The sequence below is a fragment of the Mariniflexile sp. TRM1-10 genome (assembly GCF_003425985.1).
Lineage (GTDB): Bacteria > Bacteroidota > Bacteroidia > Flavobacteriales > Flavobacteriaceae > Mariniflexile.
In genome coordinates this window covers 852,409-874,920 of sequence record NZ_CP022985.1, presented here as the reverse complement: position 1 = coordinate 874,920, position 22,512 = coordinate 852,409, and the positions used below count along the sequence as shown (strand labels likewise).

The following is a 22,512-nucleotide window of genomic DNA, read 5'->3' as shown; positions in this document are numbered from 1 at the left end:
TAATAATATTTTCATATTTTTGTGTCACAATTTGAAGAGTGACTAACTCATAAAATTATTCTTAATAGCTAGAAAACCTTGGGTTCCCCTCAAGGTTTTTTTTATTTTAAATCTTTAGCCGATTCGTAAACCTTTTGTTTCAAAGATTCTTTATAGTCTATTATTTTGTTTAAAACAGCAGGGTCGTTTGAGCCTATAATTTGAGCGGCTAATATCCCAGCGTTTTTTGCACCGTTTAATGCCACCGTTGCTACGGGAACACCACCTGGCATTTGTAGAATGGATAATACAGAATCCCACCCATCAATAGAATTGCTGCTTTTTACAGGTACTCCAATAACAGGTAGTGGCGATAAAGACGCAATCATGCCTGGTAAATGTGCTGCACCTCCAGCGCCAGCTATAATAACTGCAAAACCTTTGGTGTGCGCCTGTTTACCATAATCGAATAGTTTTTCTGGGGTGCGGTGAGCCGAAACAATGTCAACTTCAACTTCAATATTAAAATCTTTTAAAATATCAATAGCGTCTTGCATTACTGGCAAATCGCTTTTGCTTCCCATAATAACTCCTACTTTATTCATTTTCTATTGTTTTTATATGTTTTAAAATCCAGTTTTTTATGGATTCAAAATTCATGTTGCCTTTGGATGCTTCAATTACAAAATTGTATTTTTCATCTTGGGTTGCATCCAAATTAAACCCTTCTTCATTTAATAAAATTCTCATGAATGCATAAGCCATTCTTTTATTTCCGTCAATGAATGGATGATTTATTATAATACTTTCAAAAATTGCAGATGCTTTGTCTATAACTGAAGGGTATAAGTCTTTATCATCAAAAGTTTGAAACGGTCTATTTAAAGCAGATAGGAGTAGTGCCTCGTCTCTTAGTCCACTGGAACCTCCAGAAGCTTCAGAAATAATTATATTTAGCTCAATAGCTAACTTTTTGGAAATCATTGCGCTAACTTTTTAAATAAAGTTTTTTCTTCTTTTAATAAGTTTAATAAAATGCTTTTGCGCTTTTCGTCTTTAGAAGTTAATTCTTGTATTATAGAAAATATTTCATCAAGATTGTCTTCAGGTATGTTGTCAATCAAATTTTTAATTCTTTTTTTCTTTTCTATAATTGTCATAATATCAGTGTTTTATTCAAAAATACAAAAAGTTGTCGTTAAATTCATTAAAACAAATCTAAAGGAACCTGGTCGAAACCTAAATTCTAAAACTTAATATATAAAACCCCTTGACTGCACTAGGGGGATATAATTATTCACTTATTACTTTAATGGTTTTCTTAACTTCTTCGGCAATACGTCGCGCTTCGTTTAAATCTTCATTCACAATGGTTACATGTCCCATTTTTCTGAAAGGCCTGGTTTGTTTTTTGCCGTAAATATGTGGTGTAACTCCTTCTAAATTCATAATGGCTTCCATATTTTCATAAACAACATTGCCACTAAAACCTTCGGCGCCCACCAAATTTACCATGACACCGCCTACTTTGCTATCGGTTCTTCCTAAAGGCAAATTTAAAATAGCTCTTAAATGTTGTTCAAATTGAGACGTGTAGCTTGCTTCAATAGTTTGATGACCAGAATTATGTGGTCTTGGCGCCACTTCGTTTATTAAAATATCATCATTTTGCGTTTGAAACATTTCAACAGCCAATAATCCGACGTGATTGTAAGCTTTTGAAGTTTTTAAGGCGACTTCTACCGCTTTTTTTGCAACAGCCTCCGGGATTCTTGCAGGGCAAATAACGTATTCTACTTGGTTGGCTTCTGGGTGAAATTCCATTTCAACAACTGGAAATGTTTTGGTTTCCCCCGATGCGTTACGAGCTACAATAACAGCCAATTCGTTTTTAAAAGGCACTAAGTTTTCTGCAATACATTCTACATTAGGCAATCCTTCTAAATCTTGAATCGTTTTTACGATTTTAACCCCAGTACCATCGTATCCAAATTGCGCACATTTCCAAACTAAAGGAAGTGATAAACCACCATTATTAATAGCTTCTTTAATTTCAGATGTATAAGCAAATCGTGAAAACGGTGCTGTTGGTAAATTATGATCTACGTAAAATAGTTTTTGAGTTGCTTTATTTTGAATGGTACGCAATGTTTTTGAAGATGGATATACCTTTTTGCCTTCTTTTTCAAGTGCTTCTAACGCATCAACATTCACGTTTTCTATTTCAATTGTAAGCACATCAACCTGTTTTCCAAAATTATAAACCGCTTCAAAATCCATTAAATCGCCTAAATGAAATTCGTTGCTGGCAATTTTACAAGGAGCCTCATTACTCGCATCTAAAACACAGGTGTAAATATCAAATTTTCGAGTGTCGTTAAGTAACATTTTACCTAATTGACCACCACCAAGAATACCAAGTTTAAAATTTGAAGAAAAGTAATTCATGCGTTTGTTTCTATTGTTTTTTATAGGTCACATGAGTTTGCCATAAAATTATTTTAACAACTATTAAAATAATTATTATGGCTCGGTTCATGTGCTTTTAATGCTAAAATCGTTTAATGCAATGCAAAAATACACTTAAATATCAATTTGTGCCTAAATCGTAATTCAAAAAATCGTTATTACTTAATCTATTGATTATCTTTGCAGCTTCCAAAAATGACTAACTGTGATAAAGCTACACGACAAATATTTTAAACCATTTATTTCCGCTAAGGAAATAGATGCGGCTATGGAGTGTATGGCAAACGAAATAGCAAACGATGTTGGAGACGAAATTCCTGTGTTTGTTGGTATTTTAAATGGCTCGTTTATGGTGGTGAGCGATTTTGTAAAAAAGTACCCGAAACCATGTGAGGTAACGTTTATTAAATTGGCATCGTATGAAGGCGTTAAATCTACCGAAGATATTCAGCGTTTAATAGGGTTGACACAAGATTTAACAGGGCGCACAGTTGTTGTTTTAGAAGATATTATTGATACTGGAAATACGTTGGCAGAAGTGCACCGTATTTTTAAAAATGAACAGGTGAAATCGTTAAAAATAGCCACCTTGTTTTACAAGCCCGAAGCTTATAAAAAAGATTATAAACTACATTATATAGGTATAGAAATTCCAAACAAATTTATAGTAGGCTATGGCTTAGACTATGATGGGTTAGGAAGAAATATACCAGAAGTCTATCAAATAAAAGAAACACAATTCATGACAAATTTAGTACTATTTGGACCTCCAGGCGCTGGAAAAGGCACGCAAGCAGAATTTTTAAAAACAAAATATAATTTAGTGCACATCTCTACAGGCGATGTTTTTAGATTCAATATTAAAAACGAAACTGCTTTAGGTATGTTGGCTAAATCGTATATGGATAAAGGCGAGTTGGTTCCAGACCAGGTAACGATTGATATGTTAAATGCGGAAGTTGAAAAAAATGCTTCAGCTAATGGTTTTATATTTGATGGATTTCCACGTACTAATGCACAAGCTGAAGCTTTAGATAAATTATTGGAGAGCAAAGATTCTTCAATAAGCGCTATGGTTGCTTTAGAAGTTGATGATGAAATTTTAGTAGAACGCCTTATTGGTAGAGGAAAGACTAGTGGTCGAGCTGATGATGCAGACGAATCTATTATAAGAAATCGCATTAAAGAGTATTACGATAAAACAGCTATTTTAAAAGATTACTATTCGGCTCAAAATAAATATTTTGGTGTTGATGGTGTAGGTAGCATAGACGAAATTACCTTGCGTTTAAGTGATATTATTGATAATTTGTAGTTTATTCATGAACACATTAGGGGATTTTAGTTTTTCTTTAGATTATGGCAAACCATTTTAATAGCAATATTTTATTACCTATAATAAGTTTTAATTAGTGTTCTAAAGAATGATTTTAAGAATAATGATAAGTTAATTTGGGTTTCAGTTACATTGTTTTTTTTTTTTTTTGAACCAATTCTCTATTTTATTATTGGAAGACCTAAGCGCTTAAAAAATAAAGTTAAAGTGTAAGAGTAAATAACTTTTAACTTTTAACTCATAACTTTTAACTTAAATAATGACCGAAGGAAATTTTGTTGATTACGTAAAAATGTTTGTTAGCTCTGGAAACGGAGGTAAAGGATCGTCACATTTACATCGTGAAAAATTTATAGAAAAAGGAGGACCCGATGGGGGCGATGGTGGTCGTGGTGGTCATGTTATTCTTCGAGGCAATTCAAATCTATGGACGCTTCTTCATCTAAAGTTTAAAAAACACATCCGTGCAGGTCATGGTGAGCACGGTGGGAGCAGCCGTAGTTTTGGTGCTGATGGTGTAGACGAATACGTTGATGTGCCTTTAGGAACCGTGGTTCGCGATACCGAAACCAACGATATTATTTTTGAAATCACCGAACATGGTGAAGAAAAAATTATAGCCGAAGGTGGTAAAGGAGGTTTAGGTAACTGGCATTTTAGAACGGCTACTAACCAAACACCTCGTTATGCACAACCAGGTATCCCGCACGAAGAAAAGCATATTACTTTGGAGTTGAAAGTACTTGCCGATGTTGGTTTGGTAGGTTTTCCAAATGCGGGAAAATCAACTTTATTATCTGTGGTGACATCCGCAAAACCAAAAATTGCCGATTACGAGTTTACAACGCTGAAGCCCAACTTAGGAATTGTGAAATATCGTGATTTTCAAACTTTCGTGATGGCAGATATTCCCGGAATTATTGAAGGTGCTGCTGAAGGTCGCGGACTAGGGCATTACTTTTTGCGTCATATTGAGCGTAATTCCATTTTGTTGTTTTTAATTCCCGCCGATGCGCCAGATATTAAAAAGCAATATGATATCTTATTAGACGAACTGCGTCGCTACAACCCAGAAATGCTTGATAAAGATCGTCTCATTGCCATTTCAAAATGTGATATGTTGGATAATGAATTAAAAGCAGAATTGAAAGAGCTATTGGATAACGAGTTGCCAATTCCATATCTGTTTATTTCGTCGGTGGCTCAACAAGGCATCACCGAGTTAAAAGATAAGCTCTGGAAAATGTTAAATAATTAATTTTGTTATTTAATTAGTTGACTCTAATAGTAATTACAAAACTAATTGATAGCAAAAGGAGCGCTTAGCTTAAAGGTAGGTATGGTTACTTTAAAGTTTTTGGTAGTGGTAAAGTTTACCATGCTATAGTACCCTTTCATAGCACCAAATGGAGAGGTTAGTAAACAACCCGAGGTGTAGGTGTGTGAATCACCTGGTTTTAAAACAGGTTTTTTGCCAATAACGCCTTCGCCAGAAACAATTTCAACATTATTTAATGCGTCTAGAATTTCCCAATGACGTGCATTAAGTTGAACAGAGTCTTTACTTTGATTTTCAATAGTTACGATATAGCCAAAAGCATATTGTATTTTATAATTTTTATAAAATGAGCCTTCGTAGGTGGTTTCCACCGAAATTTTTATCCCTCTTGTAACTTGTTGAACCATGTTAACTATTGGTTTACAATGTGTTTATACTGCTAAAATACTAAATTTTAAGTGGTAATTATTGATTTTTACTGTGTTTGATTGAAATATTAGTTAAACGGTATGTTTAATTCGAGATATTAACCGAACTGCCTTCGCCTATGCCTATTATTTTGTCGTAACGCGCTCCTAAATCTCTGTAATATACAATCACTTTATAGTTGTTTTCGGTTTGATAAAAATTGCCACTTATCGCGCCTTCATTTAAACTGCCATTGCTGTCTACTGTTACAAATTTATAATTGTAAAACCCTTGTTTTAAAAGTATGGCGTTTCTTAAAACATTATGGCGTTCATCATATATTAATTTAGTGCTTTCGTCAATGACATAATTGTTAAAGTTTCCGTACACATGCACGTTTTTGTTTTTAAACGCTTCGGTTGGCACTAGTGAAAAATGTATCCAGACATAATCGGCTTCAATACTAGGGTTTTCAGCATCTAAAACGGTTATTACATAATTGCCGTTAATATCGGGGTTGTAAGTATAAGGCTTGCTGGCACGTTCAACATTTGTAAATAAATAGTTGTGATACAGTTCTTGTAAATCGATGGCTCTAATACCCGTGTTGGCTGCCCTAACATCTTTGTTTTCAAAAAACAAATATTCATTGCCTCCCCAAAAACTGGTTTCGGTATCGTACTTATATATAAGTTGATTTCCAAGGGTATATTGTGGCTTTAAATTACTAATGGCAGTATTTAAATTGTTGTTTTGAACAATAACTGTTTTTACAGTTTGTGAAGGATTATTTAACTGCATATTATTTGAAGTAATAATAATTTCGACTCGTTGTTTCTCTTCTATAAATTGAACATCACGAGCCCGTTTTATATTTACGCCAATAGCTGTTAAGTCTTCGTAAATCATAAATTTTCTTGAAAATACAATCTCATCATTACTGTTGAAAATGCTTAACAAATAATTTCCCGATATTTTTAAACGTCTAGTTTGCTCGTTAGGAATGGTTAATTGGTAATGCGAATATATTTGATAGGTATTAAGTGAGTTTTCGTAATTTCTAATGCGTTGGTTGTCGAAGCCATCCATATATTCCGATTTTATTAAAACCGAAGGAGTCCAATCGTAGTTGTAGTGTTCAATTTTATAGTAATAATCATCTTCATTTCCGTTAAGCGCATCAAATTCTAGAATAACATATTCACCAAGTTTTAAAATAGGTAATTGTGTTTCGGGTGTATTCCCTTTGAAATTGATGGTTTTAATATAGTTTGGTGGGTTAACTTCCTTAACTTGACAAAAGGAAGCTATGGGAACAAGTAATGGAAATAAAAGAAGGATATATTTATATGTTAATAAAGACATTTTAATAGTAGTTTTTTGTAAATATACACAAATTTTATGCCTAATAAATATATTCAATTTGAATCAAAAAAAATCTAAGTATTTATTATGTAAACTGTATTTTTAATTTGTATTTTTGCACCGATTTTTAGACAAATAATTTCAATATAAATAATATGTCAAACGACATTCGCATTAAAAAAGGTCTAGACATTAAACTTAAAGGTGAAGCTGAAAAAACCTTGGAAAAGGCTATTTTAAGCAACTTTTATACTTTAAGGCCTGAAGATTTCCATGGCGTTATCCCTAAGTTAATTTCTAAAGTTGGAACTAAAGTAAAAGCAGGTGAGCCTGTATTTTACGATAAGTCTAACGAAAATGTTAAGTTTGTTTCTCCAGTTTCTGGCGAAATTATTGAAATTGCCCGTGGTGAAAAACGCAGAATACTATCAATTAAATTACAAGCAGACAAAGAGCAGACCTATCAAGATAATGGGGTGTTTAATGTAGATGCCGCTAAGCCAAATGAGGTGAAAGCACATTTATTAGCTACTGGTTGTTGGCCTTTTGTAAAACAGCGACCGTATGATGTGATTGCAAATCCGGATAAATCGCCTAAGGCTATTTTTATTTCGGGTTATGCTAGCGCACCTTTAGCTGCCGATTTGGATTTTACACTTAAAGGAAAAGAAGCAGCATTGCAAGCAGCTATAACGGCATTGGGTAAACTTACCGAGGGGAAAGTACATGTGTCGGTTGGTGCTAAATCTACTTCACCATTAGCAGGTTTGTCTGGTATTACATTACATAAAGTATCGGGACCGCATCCTTCAGGGAATGTTGGTACATTGATTAATAGAGTGGATCCTGTAAATAAAGGCGAAGTTGTTTGGACAGTTGCTGCGCAAGATTTGGTTGTTATAGGCGAATTGCTTTTAACAGGTAGATTCAATTCAGAACGTATAGTGGCATTGGCGGGTTCTTCTATAGAAAGACCAAGATATTTTACGACCAAAATTGGTAGTGAAGTTGCAACTATGATTTATGATAAAGGGATTCCACAAAAAGCACATGTACGTGTTATTTCTGGGAATGTGTTAAGCGGAAAACATATTAAGCCAGATGGCTATTTGGATTATTACAGTAACGTCATTACGGTAATACCTGAAGGCGATGATTATGAGCTTTTTGGATGGAACAAACCTGTATTTGATAAAGTATCTACAACAAGAGCGTTTACTTTTTCATGGTTGAACCCAAATAAAAAGTACGATTTAGATACAAATACTAATGGTGAACACCGTGCGTTTGTAGTAACGGGTAGTTATGAAGAAGTATTTCCTTTAGATATTTATCCCATGCAAATTTTAAAAGCTTGTATGTATAATGATTTAGATGAAATGGAAGCTTTGGGTATGTACGAAGTGGCACCTGAAGATTTTGCGTTAACCGAATTTGTATGTGTTTCTAAACAACCACATCAAGAGATTATTAGAAAAGGACTAGATGTAATGCTTAAAGAAATTGGGTAATTATTCATTGAATGCAATGAAAAATGTATAAAATTATTCATTGAATGCAATGAAATGAAAAATATATAAGATGAATTTAAAGACACGATTACATATTTTAAAAAGAAAGTTTAGAGGGTCAAAAATGGCACCAGCGTTTAATGCGCTTCATACTTTTTTATACTTACCAAATGAGACCACACATAACGGGACTCATATAAAAGCAGCCGACGATTTAAAACGTACCATGAATACCGTTATTATGGCGATGGTACCATGTTTGATTTTCGGAATGTTTAATGCAGGATACCAACATAATTTAGCAGTCGGTGATATTCAAGCGGTCGCAGGAGGTTTTTTTAGTGCGGAATTCTGGACTTTAGATAATTTCTTAATCGGATTTTGGAAAGTGCTACCATTAGTTATAGTGTCTTATGGTGTAGGTTTAGGAATAGAATTCTTATTCGCCATCATTAAAAAACACGAAGTAGAAGAAGGTTACTTGGTAACAGGTATGTTAGTACCACTTATTGTACCTATTGATATTCCACTTTGGATGTTGGCTGTTGCCGTAGTGTTTGGTGTGGTCATAGGAAAAGAGGTTTTTGGTGGAACCGGAATGAATATTTTAAATCCAGCACTTACTATTAGGGCTTTTTTATTCTTCGCATATCCAACTTGGATGTCTGGAGATAAAGTATGGGTTGAAGGAGCTGTAGAAAGAACAAATGAAATTGCAGCAGGTGCCAACCTAGATGCTATTTCTGGAGAAACTATTTTAGGTAGTTTTGCACAAGGGAAAGAGGTTGTTTTTTCAACTTGGGATATGTTCTTAGGCTTTATTCCTGGTTCAGTAGGAGAAACATCAACATTACTAATATTATTAGGTGGGCTATTCTTAATATTCACTAAAATAGGAAGCTGGAGAATTATGTTGTCATCAGCTCTTGGCGCTATAGTAATGGGGCTTATATTCAATCAAATTGTTGATGCTGGTGTTATTACAGAAACCAGTAAGTTTTACAGTTTAATGAGCACACCATTTTGGGAGCACTTATTACTTGGAGGATTTGCATTTGGTACCGTATTTATGGCTACCGACCCTGTAACAGCGTCGCAAACCAATAAAGGAAAATGGATTTATGGGTTTTTAATAGGATTTATATCTATCCTAATTCGTGTATTTAATCCAGCCTATCCAGAAGGAGTGATGTTAGCTATCTTATTAATGAATGTATTTGCGCCAACAATCGATCATTATGTGGTTCAAGGTAATGTGAAGAAAAGAATGAAACGTTTAAAAATAAAAACGGCTTAACGATGGAAAATAGAACAGACAAAAATTCATATACCATTATATTTGCTATAGGCATGGTACTTATTGTTGGTGCTTTGTTAGCATTTACGGCAGCGTCATTAAAACCAAAAATCACTGAAAACCAACGTATAGAAAAGCAACAAAATATTCTATATGCTATGGGTGTGAATGATAATACAGAAGGAAGCGCTGTTTTTGTGTCAACAGGTGACGCCGCTGAACTATTTGAAAAATATATTAAAAAGCAATTGGTTATTGAAGGATCTAATGTTTCTGAAGATAAAGAAGCTTATTTAATAGATATTAAAAAAGAAAAAGCTAAAGCCAAATCGGGAGGTGTTAGAAGGCTGCCTTTATTTGTTGGTGAAAAAGACGGAAACACCTTTTATGTTATCCCAATTTATGGAAAAGGACTTTGGGATGCCATTTGGGGTTATGTGTCTTTAGATGAAAACATGGTTATTCAAGGAGCTTATTTTGATCACAAAGGCGAAACACCAGGTTTAGGAGCCAATATTAAAGAACGTTTTTTTATGGACGACTTTATTGGTGAACATTTGCTAACCGATGAAGGTGATTTTGCTGGGGTCGTTGTTGCAAAAGGCAATGCCGATCCAAAGAATGAAAATAAAACAGATAATGAGGTAGATGCTATTGCAGGAGCAACCATTACAGGTGATGGCGTTACAGCAATGATAAAAAGCGATTTAAAGCTTTACAAACCTTATTTTGATAATTTAAAAAACAATTAAGTTATGGCACTTTTATCAAAAAAAGATTCAAAGTTAATCACCGATCCATTAGCTGATAATAACCCAATTACTATTCAAGTATTAGGTATTTGTTCGGCATTAGCTATTACGGCGCAATTAAAAGCATCTATAGTAATGGCAGTATCGGTAATGGCTGTATTAGCTATAGGTAACGTGGTTATCTCGTTAATGCGAAACATTATTCCTTCAAAAATTAGAATTATAGTACAACTTGTTGTTGTAGCTGCTCTAGTAATTATAGTGGATCAAATTTTAAAAGCATATTCTTATGAGCTAAGCAAAACACTATCTGTGTTCGTAGGACTAATTATTACAAACTGTATCATCATGGGACGTTTTGAAGCTTTTGCATTAGCAAATGGTCCTTGGCGTTCGTTTTTAGATGGTATTGGCAATGCTGCTGGATATGGTTTAATACTTGTAATTGTTGGCTTTTTTAGAGAGTTATTGGGGTCGGGTACGTTATTAGGTTTTAAAGTTTTAGGAGATCCTATCGAGAAAACGGGCTTATATGCTATTGGATATGAAAACAATGGATTTATGCTATTGTCACCAATGGCTTTAATGGTTGTTGGAATTATTATCTGGGTACAACGTAGTAGAAATAAAGCATTAATAGAAGACTAAAATTAAAGTAGAAAGTGCCTTAAGTACTTAAAGTTAAAAGTTAAGAATACGGATAAATAACTTTAGGCATTTTTAAACTTTATGAACTTATAACTTATAAAATGGAACATTTAGAATTATTTTTAAAATCAATATTTATAGATAACATGGTGTTTGCAACATTCTTAGGGATGTGTTCTTACCTTGCTGTATCTAAAAAAGTAAATACCGCAGTAGGTTTAGGTGCAGCCGTTATTTTCGTTTTGGCCATTACAGTGCCATTAAACTGGTTGTTAGATCAATATTTGTTACAACCAGGTGCTTTAAAATGGTTAGGAGCAGAATATGCAGATTATGATTTAAGTTTCTTATCGTTTATCATGTTTATTGCTACCATTGCAACAATGGTACAATTGGTAGAGATAGTGGTAGAGAAATTTTCACCATCATTATATAACTCTCTTGGTATCTTTTTACCACTTATTGCCGTAAACTGCGCTATTTTAGGAGGGTCTTTATTTATGCAATCACGTGAAATCCCAACTTTAGGATTGGCTACTGTTTATGGTGTTGGCTCTGGTATTGGTTGGTTTTTAGCCATTCTTGCTATTGCAGCTATTCGTGAAAAAATCAGATATTCTAATGTACCACCAGCCTTAAGAGGCTTGGGTATTACATTCATCATTACAGGCTTAATGGCTATTGGTTTTATGAGTTTTGGTGGTATGTTAACAGGTGGTGATGAGGCTGTTAAACAAGAAGAAAAAACTGTGAAAGTTGATTCTAAAGTAGAAAAAGAAGATAAAGTGTTAGCTAACAATATAAAAGACAATGAGTAATATAATTTTAGCCGCAGGTACATTAGGAACAGTAATAGCAACAGTTACAGCTTTTTTAATTATTACGCTGTTATTGGTAGCATTATTATTAGTAGTAAAGCAAAAATTATCACCTTCAGGCCCCGTAAAGATTACCATTAATGGAGAAAAGGAAATTGAAGTAGCTTCTGGAGGCAGTCTATTATCAACTTTGGGTAATCAAAAAATATTTTTGCCATCCGCTTGTGGTGGTGGTGGAACTTGTATACAGTGTGAGTGTCATGTGTTATCTGGCGGTGGTGAAGCATTGCCAACTGAAACACCACATTTTACTCGTAAAGAGTTGGAACATGGTGCACGTTTGGCTTGTCAAGTTAAAGTAAAACAAGACATGAACATTACCATTCCAGAAGAGGTTTTTGGAATTAAAAAATGGGAAGCAACCGTTGTCCGTAATTATAACGTAGCATCATTTATAAAAGAATTTGTTGTAGAGATTCCTGAAGATATGGGTTACAAAGCTGGTGGATATATACAAATTGAAATTCCACCATGTGAAGTAAAATATTCAGATATGGATATTACAGCACATCCAGAGGAACACGAAACCCCCGATAAATTCCAGGCAGAATGGGATAAATTTGGTTTGTGGAGTTTAGTAATGAAAAATGCTGAAACGGTAGAGCGTGCTTATTCTATGGCTTCTTACCCGGCTGAAGGACGTGAAATTATGTTGAACGTTCGTATTGCAACGCCACCTTGGGATAGAAATAAAAATGGATGGATGGATGTTAACCCAGGGGTTGCATCGTCATATATATTTAATCAGAAAAAAGGCGACAAAGTAACGATTTCAGGACCTTACGGTGAATTCTTTATCAACGAATCAGATTCTGAAATGCTTTATGTTGGAGGTGGAGCAGGTATGGCGCCTATGCGTTCGCACTTATACCACTTATTCAAAACATTAAAAACAGGTAGAAAAGTGACTTATTGGTACGGAGGTCGTTCTAAGCGTGAGTTATTCTATTTAGATCACTTTAAACAATTAGAGAACAGTTTCCCTAACTTTAAATTCTATTTGGCATTGTCTGAGCCTTTACCAGAAGATAACTGGAAAGTAAAAGCTGATATTGATTCTCCAGGTGATGGGTTTGTTGGATTTATCCACAACTGTGTTATTGATAATTATTTAAGTAAACACGAATCTCCAGAAGATATTGAATTGTATTTCTGTGGACCACCATTAATGAACAAAGCAGTTCAAAAAATGGGTGAAGATTTTGGTATTCCAGATGAACACATCCGATTTGATGATTTTGGTGGGTAAAGCACCTCAATTGATAATATTAAAAAACCGATATTTTTTACATATCGGTTTTTTTATGCTCAAATTTATGCTATTTGAAAGCGAGGTTTTTCATTTTCAAATTCAAACAGTTTCGTGTAATCCATAATATTAGGAATAGTATCCAACTCACATAATAAGGTGACAACTTCTGTTAATCCGTTAAATAATGTGTCTTTATCTGTCGGGTTCTTTGGTTTTTTGTTTTTATGGTGAAGAGGAAGTTGGTAGCCACAGGCTTTTAAAAAAGTAGCTTCAATTTGTAGTAATTCCAAAGGGGTATAGCCATTAAATTTTCTGCCTAACGTTTGGTGAACATTTCCAATATAATTTAGTTCCATAGCACCATGATGGTCTGAAAGATGTTTCCAACTGTCTTTATTATCTAAAATATTTCCAACAGCACATTGCCTGCAGCATTCAGGGTGCAATTCGTTATTATGAAACGCAGTATAAAGTTTTTTTATAGCCAAATCTAATCTTACGGAAGTTTTCATCTGTTTATTTTTCTTTATTGGTCAGATGGTGCATCCATAATCATGCTCCTGTGTGTTAAAAGCGTTTTTAGCATGGATGTTTCATCGCTTAAAATTTTATATCTAAGAAACTGTTTAAATTTTATCTAAAAGCCATTTTTTGTTTCTTTTTGACCCATATTTCGTTGGATTTTTTTCTAATAGCTCTGCTATTAAAAAAAAATCCGCCTTATCTGATCCAAAAATAATTTAAAAAAGCATCAATAAACAAAACTTAAACAGTTTCTAAGTTATTGAAAAATCCACACTTTTCCTAAAAAAGTTAGAATACAAAACCTATAACAAATTGAAACATAAGGATTAATAAGCCGGCCGAAATTAAATTGATAAAAACACCCACTCTTGCCATTTGGCTTACTTTAATATAGCCACTGGCAAATACTATGGCATTTGGGGGTGTTGCCATTGGTAACATAAAAGCGCAACTGCTGGCTATTGTAACAGGTATTAAAAGGTAAAGGATAGGGATATTTAAGCCCAGAGCAATTCCTGCCACTACAGGTGCTAATACCGCTGTTAAAGCGACATTGCTCATTAACTCGGTCATGAATAGCATTAAGGTTATTAAAAGTGATGCCATTAGTAAAATACTTATGTTACTGCTAGAGATTTTTGCTGCAATAATATCTACAATGCCGCTTGTAGACATACCGTTTGCCAATGCTAAACCACCACCAAATAAAATTAAAATGCCCCAAGCCAATTTTTGGGTGTCATTCCACTGTAAAATAAAGTCGCCTTTTTTTAAATTAAATGGGATTACAAATAGCGCCAATGCACCAAAAATACTGATCATCGTGTCCGATAAAGCAAGATTGGGGATTAATGAGTTTATCAGGCTTCTAAAAATCCAAAGAAATACAACCACACTAAATATGGTGAGAACTTGCTTTTCTTTCGGAGAAATTTTGCCTAGTTTTTTTAGTTCCAAATCAATCACTTCTTTTGAAGCGTTAAACTTTAAACCCCTGTTAGGGAAAAATCCCTTGACCAGAATAAAGTAAATAATAGTAATTAATAGTGCTGAAAACGGTAAGCCTATAAGCATCCACTTAAAAAACGAAATTTCAATATGATATTCGTTTTCCAATAGGCCAATCAAAATAGAATTTGGCGGTGTACCAATAACAGTTGCAATACCGCCAGCATTGGCAGCAAAAGCAATGCCTAACATGACACTTATGGCAAAATTCTGGTCGTTTTTTGTAAAGCCATCAGCATCATCGATAAGCAATTGTATAACCGACATAGCAATTGGTAGCATAAAAACCGTACATGCAGTGTTGCTTATCCACATGCTCATAAACCCCGTTGCAATCATAAAACCAAGGACTACTTTATTGGGCGTGGTGCCTGTTTTTTTAATAATGCTTAATGCAATTCGTTTATGAAGATTCACTTTTTCGAGTGCCAATGCTAAAACAAAGCCTCCAAAAAACAGAAATACAATGGGGCTACCATAGTTAGCTCCAACAGCTTCAATGGGCATGACTTTAAAAAGTGGAAATAATAATAATGGTAATAGTGCAGTTACCGAAATAGAAACCGTTTCGGTAATCCACCAACAAACCATCCACAAAGCCGTTGCTATAACGGTATCTGCATGGTTGGAAATAATATCAAAAGGTAAAAATTGAACAATGGTAAATAAAACCGGACCTAAGAAAAGGCCTATTTTTTTTGAATAGGAATGATTTGTCATGAAAGTGTTCGATTAATCATATTAATCACAATTTAGTTGGATATGGTTAGTAAGCCATTTTAAAGTTAAACATTTTTTAATTTTGGCATAGGCAAAATTTTAATATATTTTTGTAGTATGAGTAAAGCACTTACAGAGCAAGAATTACACAACTTAGCTATGAACCATGTTGGTAAAGATTTGGAGCAACGTGGTTTTGAGTTTATAGCTATAAACAGTAAACTAAAAAAGCATCCGCAATTTGTTTGTATAGATAAGAATAAACAATATTATTTTGTCATTGTTAGAGCTGTGATTTTACCTGATAATCCTAATAATTATGACGTTGTTTGGATGGAAGCTTTTAAAAAACATGCCAGGGAAAAAGACGCCAAAGTGCTTTATGCCGGTGTTGGTATTGGGAATGTAGCTGGCGAAAAGGAACCTATTTATCTAAATCAGGAATATTTGCTTGAATATAATGGCATACAAGTTTTGGAAACTAATCTGAACTAGTGGTGAAAATATGAAGATAATATACAGTTTACTCTTATTTGTTTTTGTGTTTTCTTGTAAACAAGAGGCTGTAAATACAAAACTTTCAGGCCCCGTTTTTGGCACTAGTTATTCTATAATTTATGATTCTGAAATTAATTACCAATCGCAGATAGATAGTTTGTTCTATGTGATAAATAAATCGATGTCTACCTATCAAACAAATTCTGATATTTCTAAACTAAATAGAAACGAAGATAGTCTTGTAGATGCTCATTTTATTAAGGTTTTTGAAGCTTCAAAAGTCATCCATAAACAAACAAATGGTGTTTTTGACCCTACTATTGGTGCGGTTGTAAACGCATGGGATTTTGGTCCAGAAGGTAAAATTGTCAATTTGGATAGTTTAAAAATTGATAGCTTAATGGTGTCGGTTGGTTTGGATAAAGTAAAGCGATATGGTAATAAAATTATAAAACCAGTAGGAACTTTTATAGACTTTAATGCCATTGCAAAAGGTTATGGTGTTGATGTTATTGGCGAGTTTTTAGAAAACAAGAACATAAAAAACTATCTGGTTGAGATAGGTGGTGAAATACGAGCCAAAGGAGAAAACACAGAAAAACAAGCACCTTGGAAAATTGGGATTGAAATGCCTCACTTTGATGGTGAACAATCCATTCTAAAAGCTATTGGGGTGCATAATGAAGCTATGGCAACTTCCGGAACGTACAGGAAGTTTAAAGTAGACGTCGAAGGTAACCGTTACGCACATATTATAGATGCCAAAACGGGCTACCCAAGTAAAACCAATTTGTTAAGTATTTCTGTTATAGCAAACGATTGTATGACTGCCGATGCCTATGCGACAGCATTTAAAGCCATGGGTATTGAAAAAGTAAAAGCCTTTTTAAAATCGCATCCCGAACTGAAAGTATTTTTTATTTTTGAAAATGATGAAAAGGCGTTGGAAACTTTAAGTTTTAACGGTTTCCCTGAAAAATGAATGACTCCTAGACCTATCATGTCATCACTATCATAATACTTTTCAGTTGGTCTGAATGTGTCTTTTTGTAATCTGTTTTTATCAAACAACATCACCCTACTTTGAAAATCAGTAAAAAGCAGTAATACTGTTAAAAATCTTCTTATTTTCTAATAGTATAATAAGTGTTTTTAACCACAGGAGTACCACTAGAGGTTATACCTTCTAAAGCGACTTTTACTTTGGTTTCAACACCAGCATTGTAATAACTTACATTGGCAAGACCTTTTTTATCGGGATGTAGATACGGTGTCCAATAAATCGTGTTTCTAGCCTCTGTCTTTTTATCCGCTTCTAAATTGTTTTTTTCTGGGTTTGGAACATAAAAAGTTCTTGCCTCATAAAAGCCTTCTATTTCTTTTTTTACTGTAGAAATAGCATCTTTTTTAGGTTTATTTCCTAAATGCCGATTGGTATAAATAGCTATAAGCCCACTACTACTTTCTTCACCATAATAAGCCATGGCTTGAGCTCCCCGAATAGCCTCAATTTTTTCAATCTCATCGGGGTCTACATCTTCAAATTGGGTTTTGTCAACAATTGGAAAACCATCTATTAAAATTATGGGCTCGGTAGCATAACGATTAAAAAACAATATATACCTACCATATGGATACCTCGCAACAACGCCGTTTCCATCTGAAGAAAGAGTAACACCAGGTATTTTTTGTTGAATAAGTTGATAAATATCAGCATACGTTTTAGTTTCTTCATCTGCTATATAACTATTATCCACTAATCCATGGAAAACCACTATATCGTTTCTCTTTTTTCCAACAATTTCTACTTCGTCTAGTACGTTTTCTGGTTGAATTCCAAAATTAATATATTTTTTATATACATGATCTACTACCCCTTCTTCTTTAGGAAGACTTCTTGATTTGCTTTTGAAAGAAGCTTTCATTGGAGGTTGTTCTATAGAATCCAGCAAAATTTTTCCTGAAAATTTCCCTTTCTCATTTCTTGAGTTTAACTGTAAGTTGGTTTTTCCCGAAAACAACAAATCTTCAAATTTAAAACCACCTAAGGTATCGGTAGTTGTACTAAACGCATTAAAGTTTTTGCCGTTCATTAATGCCAGTGTAACATGATTATTTATTAAAGGTTTTTTGCCGAAAACCTGCTTTGTCCGACCCGATATGGTAAAACCTTTTTCGACTTTATATATCATACTATCTTTTGGTTTTTGCAGCGTTTTCCATATAAAATCACGCCAACCTTGGGTTAAGAGTAAATTATCTAAATGCTCTAACCGTTTTGAGTTTTCAGGGGTAAAATAATAGGAAGGATGATGTACTTGTCCACGAATGTCCGACTCCATCAAAAAATACGAACTTATGGTCGTTCCATAGTCTATATTGTTTTCAACCCCATTCATATCCGTTACACTTAATGAATAACTAGCCGATTTAGTCGCTCCCGATTTTGATTTTGAGGTCACGTTTATGTTAACTTTTTCGTTGGGTTTGTAACTTGTCTTATCTGTTTCTAAGCTGACTTCCAAATCATGTTCTTTTTCAACATACACTAAACGTTCACTTTGTGGTCTGTTTTTGCTGTCGTATAAAGTAATCTGGTTTATACCTTCAGGTATTTTAGCCTTTGACAGTTCAAAAGACAATGTAGTTTCCCTTAGGTTTAATTGGCTTTCTAAATACGTAACGCCCTTTGATTTACAAACAAGTGTTAACTCATGATTAGAGACCTGCTTCAAGGTTTCTTGGTTGGTATTTATAGAGATTATGTTTCTACCTTTAAATATCTTAAAGCTCAACAAATAGCCCTGATCAAGTGCTTTGGGGAGTGTTTTACGTAATTCTATCCCCGATTGTGTTCTAATTTTTACGTAATACTGTTTCCCGCTAATCGGTATCATTTGAAATTGCCCCATACCATCATGGACACTCGTAAATGAGGTCACCAATTCGTTATCGGAATCATAAACCTCTCCCTCAACATTTATAGGGTTACCATTACTGCCAACAGCCTTAAACCCAACAACACTGGCCACGTTTTTCAATAAAGAACCACCCTCAGGGAAGAAATCAATTTTAAATATGTTTTGTTTATGGGTTTCAGATATTACACCATTGGTAGGAGTCACCTGTAGTTTATTAGGATTAAAATGCGCATCAAAAATATCAATGATCTCTACGTTCTTTTTAAATACGAAATCTTCTCCAAAATTTCTATTCCAATTGGTATAGGCCCGTATTTGGTAAACCCCAGGCTTTACGCCAACAGAATCTGTCAATTTAAAATCGCCATGCCCAAGACCCATTTCTAAATTGGTCTTATTTCTCGCTATAATATTAGAATCAGGAGAAATCAATTCCACATACAGTACATTGCTGTGATTTGAAAGTAAATTGTTGTATACATCTACATTATAGGCTTTGTACCATAGGTCTTCGCCCATAAAATACCTTGACCTGTCCGTGTGAAGATATATTTTTTCTATATCGTAAGCCGTTTTTTTGTCCTGTGCATGTAAAGAAACAAATGTTAAAAGAGTCAATAAAAAATAAAGGGAACGGTAATTTCTATTAAAAGATTCAAACATTAAAATCTAAATTTTGCTAAAAAGTTTCAATAAAAATAAAGATATGCAAAAATCTTATTGTATATCCATTTAATGTCCATTAGCTATTAATTCAGAGTTGTTTTCGTACCACAGGAATAATCTCCCCTTTTGCTAAACAATAGGTTTCTATCGCTTCCGCGGAAAGTGTTGCTGTATAATCTACTTCTTCAACCTTAAAGCCGATGCCTCTTAACTTGTCAAAATAATCACGCCCATAAATCCGTACATGGTCGTATTGTCCAAATATTTTAGCACGTTCTTTCTTATCGGTTATCGAGTTGTCCTCAAAAGTTTTTTCTCTATTTAAATCTTGAGGAATTTGAAAAACACCCATACCACCAACTTTCATCACTCTATACAATTCTTGCATTGCCTTTGTGTCATCTGAAATGTGTTCTAAAACATGATTACAAAGAATCACATCATAGGTATTGTCTTGAAACGGTAGATTGCAAATATCGGCTTTAACATCGGCAATTGGTGACAGTAAGTCTGTTGTAGTATAGTCTAAATTTTTTAGCTTTCTAAAGCGTTTTAAAAAGCATTGTTCCGGTGCAAAATGAAGTACCTTTTTTCTCTGTGCTGAACTTGTTTCAGTATCTGCCGAAAAAAAGTCGGTTTCGTTTTTTAAATACAACCATAATAACCTGTGACGTTCTAAACTTAAAGTTGAAGGCGATAAGACATTATTGCGTTGTTTGCCGTAGCCGTAAGGTAAAAAGGTTTTAAAACGCTTGCCATCTATAGGGTCTGTAAAGGTATTTCCTTTTAAGAAAAAAGCTAAAACAGGACGTGCTATGTAACTTAACCTAATTAATATAGGTCTTGGAACTAGATTTAAAATGAATTTGAAGAGTTTTTTCATAAGTTGTTACACAAAGATTCACAAAGAAAAGGAGTTTCACAGAGAACTAATCGGTATCGTTTATAAATCTTTTTATTCCGTTTTTTAACAGTTTAGTGTGAAAGTTCAGTAACAAGCCTATAGGATAATTGCCTAATTTCAAATAGGTTAAAATTTGGGCAGTATGTACATCGGTAAAATTTTCAACAGTCTTTAATTCAATAACAATTAAATTCTCTACAAGCAAATCAATCCTATAACCATGGTCTAATTTAATGTTTTTATAAATGATAGGTTGTGTTACTTCTTTTTTAACGAAATAACCCATTTCAGTCAATTCATAATGCAAACAATCTTGATAAGCGGATTCTAACAAGCCAGGACCTAAAGTTTTGTGAACTTCAATTGCTGCCCCTATAATGTTTTCTGTTATTTTATTATACAAAATAGTCCAATGGATATTAATAACTCTCTGTGTATCTCTGTGAAAACTCTGTGTATCTCTGTGAAATCAATTCTTTAACCATGATCTAATTTTATGTCTTTATAAATAATTGGAAGAGAGACTTCTTTTAACACGTTAAGCCCCATAGACTTCAATTCAAAAACAAATATTCTTGGTAAACAGATTCCAATAATCCAGGTCCTAAGGTTTTATGTATCTCAATTGCTGCACCTATGATTTTCCTAGTTAATTTATCTTCCATATTTCTCTGCGAAACTCTGCGAATTCTCTGCGAATTCTCTGCGAATTCTCTGTGAAACTCTGTGTAATAGCTAGAGTACTAAAGCCTTCTGTCTAAATTCATTTTCTTCATCACTTTCAATACCTAAAGCTTCATAAATATAAGAAAAGGTTGAAAGCAGTTCTGGTCTTCCATCAACTATGGCAACATCATGTTCAAAATGTGCGCTTGGTTTATTGTCTAAAGTAGTGATGGTCCAACCGTCGTTATGTTGTTTAATACGGTGCGTTCCCATATTAATCATGGGTTCAATGGCAACCACCATACCTTCAACAAACTTTTTACCTCGACCGCGTTTGCCGTAATTTGGCATTTCGGGGTCTTCATGCATTTTTTTACCCAAACCATGGCCAACCAATTCCCTAACAACACCATAACCGTGGTCTTCGCAATATTTTTGTATGGCATAGCCAACATCACCTACACGATTGTTTACTTTAAATTCGCGAATACCAACATATAAGGATTCTTTGGTAACTTGAAGTAGCTTTTCGGTTTCGGGGTCTATGGCTCCAACAGCAAATGTATAAGCATGATCACCATAAAAACCATTTTTTAAAGCACCACAATCTATAGAAATAATATCACCTTCTACCAAAGGTGTGTTATTCGGAATACCGTGTACCACTTGGGTGTTCGGACTCATGCAAAGGGTGTTTGGAAAATCGTACAATCCTAAAAAACCAGGGATGGCACCGTGGTCTCTAATACAGGTTTCTGCAATTTTATCGAGCTGTAAAGTAGTAACACCTGGTTTGATGGCTTTTGCAACTTCACCTAAAGTTTTCGATACGATTAAAGCACTTTCGCGCATTAATTCTATTTCTTCTTTTGTTTTTACTATAATCATACTTAAAAAATAATGGCAAAGATACTTAAAATGCTGATATTGGCTTTTTATTAGTGGTAGTGATTTTTTTGATATGTTTATTTGAAGAAACTAAAAAGGCTTTTCTTCTTTTCAGGTAGTGGTGGATTGGTATTGGTTAGCATTTGATAAATTTCGCCCCAGCCTAAAAAACCACCAATATTTCTATCATCTATAAATAAGTCAGCATGAATTTTTCTGCTCATGTTGCCATTGAATGTTTCTTCAGGGAAACTTTTATTTACGGCATAAAAATGCACGCCGTTTTCTTCGCAAAAACGTACGGCTTCGTCTAATCTTGAACCATTTCTGTAAGTCCATAAAATTAGACGATGCCCTTGTTCTTGAAGTTTTTTCAGCGTTTCAAAAGCAAACATCATTGGTTTTCCTATTTTAGGGTAGGCGTCTTCAACAATGGTGCCATCAAAATCAACGGCAATAATTAAGTGTTCAGAAAATTTCATTATAAATTATAATACATTTGGGTTTAACGCAAAAGTACAATAATTTATTATCTAAATACC

25 protein-coding genes are annotated in these 22,512 nt (G+C 34.1%); 11 read left to right on the top strand and 14 right to left on the bottom strand.

The window, feature by feature from the left end; translation table 11 throughout:
- Positions 1-101: 101 nt before the first annotated feature.
- The 4 genes from purE to CJ739_RS04040 form a co-directional block, all read right to left on the bottom strand.
- Complete coding sequence (purE, locus tag CJ739_RS04055; protein WP_117172763.1) at positions 102-584, bottom strand: 5-(carboxyamino)imidazole ribonucleotide mutase; 483 nt, start codon at positions 582-584, stop codon at positions 102-104.
- Positions 577-963: a type II toxin-antitoxin system death-on-curing family toxin gene (locus tag CJ739_RS04050; protein ID WP_117172762.1), complete on the bottom strand. Its 387-nt coding sequence runs from the start codon at positions 961-963 to the stop codon at positions 577-579. Before CJ739_RS04050 ends, purE begins: the two co-directional genes overlap by 8 nt.
- Positions 960-1,139, bottom strand: a complete 180-nt coding sequence (locus CJ739_RS04045) for a hypothetical protein (protein ID WP_117172761.1) — start codon at positions 1,137-1,139, stop codon at positions 960-962. Before CJ739_RS04045 ends, CJ739_RS04050 begins: the two co-directional genes overlap by 4 nt.
- Before the next feature lie 133 nt (positions 1,140-1,272).
- Positions 1,273-2,427, bottom strand: a complete 1,155-nt coding sequence (locus tag CJ739_RS04040) for a 5-(carboxyamino)imidazole ribonucleotide synthase (protein ID WP_117172760.1) — start codon at positions 2,425-2,427, stop codon at positions 1,273-1,275.
- Between the two features lie 226 nt (positions 2,428-2,653).
- On the opposite strand from CJ739_RS04040, the gene CJ739_RS04035 reads away from it, so the two are divergent.
- The 3 genes from CJ739_RS04035 to obgE all read left to right on the top strand — a co-directional run bounded on the left by CJ739_RS04035 (position 2,654) and on the right by obgE (position 5,042).
- A complete protein-coding gene (locus CJ739_RS04035) occupies positions 2,654-3,763 on the top strand; it encodes an adenylate kinase (protein WP_117172759.1) in 1,110 nt (369 codons plus the stop codon).
- A 93-nt stretch (positions 3,764-3,856) separates the two neighbouring features.
- Positions 3,857-3,997 carry a PLDc N-terminal domain-containing protein gene (locus CJ739_RS20740; protein WP_117172758.1) on the top strand — a complete coding sequence of 47 codons (141 nt, stop codon included), beginning with the start codon at positions 3,857-3,859 and terminating at the stop codon, positions 3,995-3,997.
- A 46-nt stretch (positions 3,998-4,043) separates the two neighbouring features.
- A complete protein-coding gene (gene obgE / locus CJ739_RS04025) occupies positions 4,044-5,042 on the top strand; it encodes a GTPase ObgE (RefSeq protein WP_117172757.1) in 999 nt (332 codons plus the stop codon).
- Positions 5,043-5,083: 41 nt separating this feature from the next.
- Here the strand turns inward: obgE and apaG are convergent, their stop codons facing one another.
- Entirely contained in the window at positions 5,084-5,470 is a 387-nt protein-coding gene (gene apaG, locus CJ739_RS04020) for a Co2+/Mg2+ efflux facilitator ApaG/CorD (protein ID WP_117172756.1), read from the bottom strand.
- Between the two features lie 106 nt (positions 5,471-5,576).
- On the bottom strand, positions 5,577-6,836 hold the full coding sequence (locus CJ739_RS04015) for a type IX secretion system plug protein (RefSeq protein WP_117172755.1): 1,260 nt from the start codon (positions 6,834-6,836) through the stop codon (positions 5,577-5,579).
- Between the two features lie 155 nt (positions 6,837-6,991).
- On the opposite strand from CJ739_RS04015, the gene CJ739_RS04010 reads away from it, so the two are divergent.
- From CJ739_RS04010 to nqrF, 6 genes are all read left to right on the top strand, one after another.
- On the top strand, positions 6,992-8,347 hold the full coding sequence (locus CJ739_RS04010; RefSeq protein WP_117172754.1) for a Na(+)-translocating NADH-quinone reductase subunit A: 1,356 nt from the start codon (positions 6,992-6,994) through the stop codon (positions 8,345-8,347).
- A 70-nt stretch (positions 8,348-8,417) separates the two neighbouring features.
- Positions 8,418-9,644 (top strand): NADH:ubiquinone reductase (Na(+)-transporting) subunit B, encoded by a 1,227-nt coding sequence (locus CJ739_RS04005; protein ID WP_117172753.1) that lies wholly within the window; start codon positions 8,418-8,420, stop codon positions 9,642-9,644.
- 2 nt (positions 9,645-9,646) lie between these two features.
- Positions 9,647-10,396 (top strand): Na(+)-translocating NADH-quinone reductase subunit C, encoded by a 750-nt coding sequence (locus CJ739_RS04000; protein ID WP_117172752.1) that lies wholly within the window; start codon positions 9,647-9,649, stop codon positions 10,394-10,396.
- Positions 10,397-10,399: 3 nt separating this feature from the next.
- The gene (locus tag CJ739_RS03995; RefSeq protein ID WP_117172751.1) at positions 10,400-11,044 is read left to right on the top strand and encodes an NADH:ubiquinone reductase (Na(+)-transporting) subunit D; all 645 of its coding nucleotides are present in this window, start codon (positions 10,400-10,402) and stop codon (positions 11,042-11,044) included.
- Between the two features lie 101 nt (positions 11,045-11,145).
- Positions 11,146-11,862 (top strand): NADH:ubiquinone reductase (Na(+)-transporting) subunit E, encoded by a 717-nt coding sequence (gene nqrE / locus CJ739_RS03990; protein ID WP_117172750.1) that lies wholly within the window; start codon positions 11,146-11,148, stop codon positions 11,860-11,862.
- 1 nt (position 11,863) lies between these two features.
- The gene (gene nqrF / locus CJ739_RS03985) at positions 11,864-13,171 is read left to right on the top strand and encodes an NADH:ubiquinone reductase (Na(+)-transporting) subunit F (RefSeq protein WP_117178713.1); all 1,308 of its coding nucleotides are present in this window, start codon (positions 11,864-11,866) and stop codon (positions 13,169-13,171) included.
- A 65-nt stretch (positions 13,172-13,236) separates the two neighbouring features.
- Here nqrF and CJ739_RS03980 read toward each other — a convergent pair whose 3' ends face one another.
- Complete coding sequence (locus CJ739_RS03980) at positions 13,237-13,686, bottom strand: Na(+)-translocating NADH-quinone reductase subunit F (RefSeq protein ID WP_117172749.1); 450 nt, start codon at positions 13,684-13,686, stop codon at positions 13,237-13,239.
- Positions 13,687-13,987: 301 nt separating this feature from the next.
- Positions 13,988-15,427, bottom strand: coding sequence for an SLC13 family permease (locus CJ739_RS03975; RefSeq protein ID WP_117172748.1), 1,440 nt, complete (start codon positions 15,425-15,427; stop codon positions 13,988-13,990).
- Between the two features lie 117 nt (positions 15,428-15,544).
- Here CJ739_RS03975 and CJ739_RS03970 point away from each other — a divergent pair, with 117 nt between their 5' ends.
- A complete protein-coding gene (locus tag CJ739_RS03970; RefSeq protein ID WP_117172747.1) occupies positions 15,545-15,922 on the top strand; it encodes a DUF8840 domain-containing protein in 378 nt (125 codons plus the stop codon).
- A gap of 10 nt (positions 15,923-15,932) precedes the next feature.
- Positions 15,933-16,907, top strand: coding sequence for an FAD:protein FMN transferase (locus tag CJ739_RS03965; protein WP_117172746.1), 975 nt, complete (start codon positions 15,933-15,935; stop codon positions 16,905-16,907).
- 142 nt (positions 16,908-17,049) lie between these two features.
- Here the strand turns inward: CJ739_RS03965 and CJ739_RS03960 are convergent, their stop codons facing one another.
- The 6 genes from CJ739_RS03960 to CJ739_RS03935 all read right to left on the bottom strand — a co-directional run bounded on the left by CJ739_RS03960 (position 17,050) and on the right by CJ739_RS03935 (position 22,452).
- Positions 17,050-19,509, bottom strand: coding sequence for a TonB-dependent receptor (locus tag CJ739_RS03960; protein ID WP_117172745.1), 2,460 nt, complete (start codon positions 19,507-19,509; stop codon positions 17,050-17,052).
- A gap of 91 nt (positions 19,510-19,600) precedes the next feature.
- Positions 19,601-20,395 carry a class I SAM-dependent methyltransferase gene (locus CJ739_RS03955; protein ID WP_117172744.1) on the bottom strand — a complete coding sequence of 265 codons (795 nt, stop codon included), beginning with the start codon at positions 20,393-20,395 and terminating at the stop codon, positions 19,601-19,603.
- Between the two features lie 46 nt (positions 20,396-20,441).
- Complete coding sequence (locus CJ739_RS03950) at positions 20,442-20,819, bottom strand: GxxExxY protein (protein WP_335645419.1); 378 nt, start codon at positions 20,817-20,819, stop codon at positions 20,442-20,444.
- 151 nt (positions 20,820-20,970) lie between these two features.
- On the bottom strand, positions 20,971-21,081 hold the full coding sequence (locus CJ739_RS20735; RefSeq protein WP_117172742.1) for a GxxExxY protein: 111 nt from the start codon (positions 21,079-21,081) through the stop codon (positions 20,971-20,973).
- 70 nt (positions 21,082-21,151) lie between these two features.
- Complete coding sequence (gene map / locus CJ739_RS03940; protein ID WP_117172741.1) at positions 21,152-21,970, bottom strand: type I methionyl aminopeptidase; 819 nt, start codon at positions 21,968-21,970, stop codon at positions 21,152-21,154.
- Positions 21,971-22,047: 77 nt separating this feature from the next.
- Complete coding sequence (locus CJ739_RS03935) at positions 22,048-22,452, bottom strand: BT0820 family HAD-type phosphatase (RefSeq protein ID WP_117172740.1); 405 nt, start codon at positions 22,450-22,452, stop codon at positions 22,048-22,050.
- Positions 22,453-22,512 lie beyond the last annotated feature (60 nt).